The following is a 4,595-nucleotide window of genomic DNA, read 5'->3' on the forward strand; positions in this document are numbered from 1 at the left end:
ACCTTCAAGGTTTCTCTTTCAACACTTGGTTTTTCTACAGCTTATCGATCTATTTTCATCAATACTCCCCAATATACCGTTCTTAAAGAATCAGAAGAAGTTTATGCAGTTTCTAGTACTGAATTGGATGAAGGCAAGCTGAAACAGATCAGTGCGGATATTTTGTGCTGGGCTGATCGACAAAATGTGAATCAAATCATCTATGATTATGCGGCTTTGTCCCCAGACAGTGAATATGATTTTGCGAAGTTGCACCTTATTGCACTTATTCTTATTGGGGATGTTGAAAAACTCAAATTTTATAAGGAAAGTTTGAAGGATAAAAACTTTTCAGCTTTGATAAGGGAAAACATAGCACATATTATTGATAACGTCCTTGCTCTTGCACGCCGTTATCGGACTGGTTTTCCTAAAAACGCTCCGATTTTAAGCTTGGATCCGCAAACAGCATCTGTTGCTTCTAAAACAACTTCTGTTGAAGTGGCAGAGGAAGTGGATGAAGCGGATGACAATGATGATCGTCTCACCATGGAAAGTGCTCATGCACTTTTAAAAAGCCTAGGCTGGTCAACCGAGAAAATCAATGAGAATGACCATATGGCAAGCTATCAATTGGCTGATCGTGAAGTAGACATTCTTTATAACGACGAAATTGCCAAAGACTACCCGCAATTTGATAGCGCCTTTATGATTAGCACGGGCATTCTTTCCACCGCTTGTAAATTCATTGATCCTACCCACACGGAAGATATTCCAGATATACAGCTTAATTTTGAAGCAAAGGGTTTAGAAATCTTTGAACCAGAAGTTACTGCGGATCGCTTAAAGCAAGCACTTGATGACGCGCTAAAATGGGCGGTAACAGACATTGACCTTTCTAAAAGACTTCGCTCTGATTATGGCACTGCTCCTTGGGAAAAAGGCGCCACGTCTAAAGCAAACGATACGGATTATGCTTTACTTCATCTTGGCGCTCTTGCTTTGTTGGGTGATGTTGAGACCTTACAATCTTATCAGAAAAGCTTTACGGCAGGTGATCACCTAGGCTTTGACGAAAGCATCAACAAAACCCACCTTGAACGTGCATTAGCTTTAGCCAAAGAAGTAGCAAAGGTGAAGCAAGTGAGTTACGCTTTGATTAAACAGGTGGCAGAAAAGCTTGATGATCCACAAGAGGTTACCAGCAAGGAGCAACCCCGCTCGTGGAAAGAGAAAATAGTCAATTTTATCGAAAAAAAAGACAAGAAATAGCACCTAAAAAATATCGAAAAGTTCTCAGAAATTTAGAAAATAAGGTGCGGTCCAAAGCCTTGATCACTAGTTGAAAAACTCAACAGTGGTGTGGCTCTGATCATGGTTTTGGTGCAAGATTTAAAGGAAATAACCTATTATTTCATAGATTATCAAAATCTCTTTTAGTGAGCTTTTGTCTATTTTATCGGTTATGTCAGTTTATTTAACAGACGAATCTTATGATTTTAGTAAATGATTAAAATGTGCTTTATGAAAAGCATATGATCCTTTAAAGCCTTTCAAAAGAAACGGTTTATAATCATAAAAATGCTATTAAGACGTATTTATAGATTTAAAGGTTGGTACTTAAAAAAATAATAAGAGTAAAAAGTTATTTTAAACATATTAAGTGAATTTTCAAAAGACAGTTTATAATGATAAGAAATCCTATTAAGACTATTGTGGTTATGAGTTTAGGGGGTTATGGGTGTTCTTTTTACCCCCCCTTTATATATATTTTTTTAGTCAAAAATAAAAGTTATTATATTTCAATAAGTTAATCTTTCAAATAAACAACCTATATTAAACACAAAACATAAATACAATCTTTAATATATATTTAAGAGGGTTTTGTAGGTGTTTTGGGGGTTTGAGAAACCTTCAAAACCTATAAGTAATATAAGAAAATGAATATACATAACTCTCTTTAAACAAAGCTTTTGAAAACAATAAAGCTATCATTTTAGATTACGGTATAATCTTTTAAAGGCAATGTAAAAAAATCTAATTCTATTTAAGAGTGGATTTCTTAAAAGTCTTAAAGCAATCCAAATAAGAGTATCTAAAAATGCAAATGGTTTCTTTTTAGAATAACGCATGATAAATTATTCCTTTTAAGATTATAGGTAATCAACTCACAAGATGATACGTTTAAAGAATTTACAAAAGTCCATTAAAGAGATCTTGATAACGTAATTATTTCCTATCTTAGTTTATCTCATAACAGATGATAAAATAGACTGTTATTTAAACTAATACATAAGCGGATTTAATAAGATTGGTATGCCCATTATGTGAGCATGCTTTATAAGTTATTCAGTTTCTCTAATCTCTAGTTTTGGTAGGTTCTTAACGATTTTCATTGTTTCTAAACTTACAGTAATAACCCTCTGAAATAACTCTAGAGGGTAGGCAGGGTTGCCAATGGTTTCAACAGCATAGCGATTGGCATCATTAACAATGCCACTCTTTTTATCAGTCTTTACACATTGACGCCCCATAACCCATTCAAGAGCGGGTTTACCATTAACGATATAGCTATAAGCTTCCTTAGGTATATCTGTCATTGTGATATTGCTATTGTAAATAACAGTTGATTTATCTTTTTCTTTACCTGCTTTTGCGAATTTCATTTCTGTAACGTAATAGAATTTCTCAGGATTAGAGATCTCTGTAAATTTTGGATTACCCTTTTTAAAGGTCACGGGATAAGGTTCCACATCTTCATAATTTACATGCAAATGACCCAATTCACGCCCAGCTGTTACAAACTTCCAAAAATCTTCAGCATTCTTTACACAAGGGATACGAGGCAATTCTTTAGAGAGGTTATCAGCATAACGAGCACGGTAATCTTCCGAATGTAAAATCCCATAAACATAATAGAACAAATCATCTTTTGTTATGGTTTGATTAGGATAAGCGGCTTTAAAATGTGCTAATCCCTCATCCGTAATGGCATCACGCCTCTGTAAACCAGCAGTTTTGTTTTCCTCTATAGAGTCTGTAAATAAATGGGATTGTTTCTCACTTTTACTTTTTGAGACCGTAGTATCTTCGTAAATATATCTTGGAAAGCATTGACTTTTTTCTATTGAATCAAAATTAGGTAAATCCTTACTCATTAGTACAGAAAAACCTTTCATTGCACCTACGCCTGTCACTTGTATTACTCTATTTTCAACCGCTTGTTCCATCGGGAATATACATGGAATTTGAGCAACCATTTCATTAAAGGCACGATTATAATAGAGCCATTGTTGTGTAAAAGGACGATATAAACTTTGAATAAGGCATGTATCTTCAAATTCAAAAATCTTTCCTTTAGTTAAATGTTTCTTAAGATTAATACTCCAACTAATTTTGCTTTCATCGGCATTAACAAAATTATCTACAGTTTTAGTACGTGTTTTACCGTTATCATGTGTATAAACACCATTAAAACGCTCCACTTCACTATTGTAGAAAGTAATCATATTACTCATATTCTTCGCGAGAGTTTCATTGCTTGCATTGTATGCCCAAGCATCACGATTGGTTTTTAGACCACAAGAATAAATCTCAAACAGTTTTTTACTATGAGGTTTCTTATCACCTAAAGCTAGGAATGTCTTGAAACTGTCATCACGTTGACCAAGCCAATCATTATGCTTATCCGGTATAATTATTTGCCAACCTTGTTTGCTCTGTGTAATACCATCAATGCTACCAAATTTTTTAATTGTCTTAAGCTTTTTTTCTCTTGTGAGATAATCTCCAATATCACGAAAATATATTTTCCCACGCTGTTGAGATTCTGGATTTTTTATGAGAATAGAGATAGCTATGGGAGCCCGTGATCCAGAACCAAAAATCTTACCACCTTCTTTTCGCGAAAGTTCTCCAGAGGTTCGTTGATTACCCCGTAAATGGAAAATATAAAGGCTGCTAAATTCCTTAACGAGGCATTTTCTTAAACCATTTAAAGAACATGCATTAATAAACCCTGCGTTTGTCACAAAACCAATAATACCACAATCTTTTATACGGTCACTAGCCCATCGAATTGCTCGTATATAGCTATCATAAAGTGCTTGCATATTGATTGATTCAGATTGAGCAGCATAAGTTTCACTGATACGATTATTTAATATTGGATAAGGAGTATTTTTTGCATTGTCATTAGCACTTTTTTGTCCTGTTGAATAAGGAGGGTTCCCAAAGATAACTTCGATATCCAGATTTTTCTGATGCTCTAAATATTCACTGTTTTCTTTCATAGTACCTTCCATCAGATCTTTTTTCTCAAAAAGATGAAACGTATCGGTTAAACCAATATGCTTGAATGGGATATAATTCCCTTTCATAAGACTATGATAGGTTGCTTCAATATTAATGGCTGCTATGTAATAGGCTAAGAGAACAATCTCATTGGCATGGATATCATAACGGTATTTATATTCCATATCCTCTGGTTTGATGAGATTGGATTGTAAAAGCCGTGTGATAAAGGTCCCAGTACCCGTAAAAGGGTCAAGAATAGAAACACCACGTGATCCTAGACTTTTTCCAAATTCATGACGCAACACATCATCAACAGAATG

At 34.5% G+C, this 4,595-nt stretch carries 2 protein-coding genes; one reads left to right on the forward strand and one right to left on the reverse strand.

Annotated features, from left to right (window positions below; translation table 11 throughout):
- On the forward strand, window positions 1–1,251 hold a 1,251-nt coding region (locus tag ACFIJJ_RS08975), incomplete at its 5' end, for a DUF6990 domain-containing protein (protein WP_375646703.1).
- A 1,073-nt stretch (window positions 1,252–2,324) separates the two neighbouring features.
- Here ACFIJJ_RS08975 and ACFIJJ_RS08980 read toward each other — a convergent pair.
- Window positions 2,325–4,595, reverse strand: a 2,271-nt coding sequence (locus tag ACFIJJ_RS08980) for a type ISP restriction/modification enzyme (RefSeq protein WP_375646705.1), incomplete at its 5' end; no start/stop codon positions are given.

Origin of the sequence: Bartonella sp. TT29SHDZB (assembly GCF_042193395.1) — a bacterium.
Classification (GTDB): Bacteria; Pseudomonadota; Alphaproteobacteria; order Rhizobiales; family Rhizobiaceae; genus Bartonella.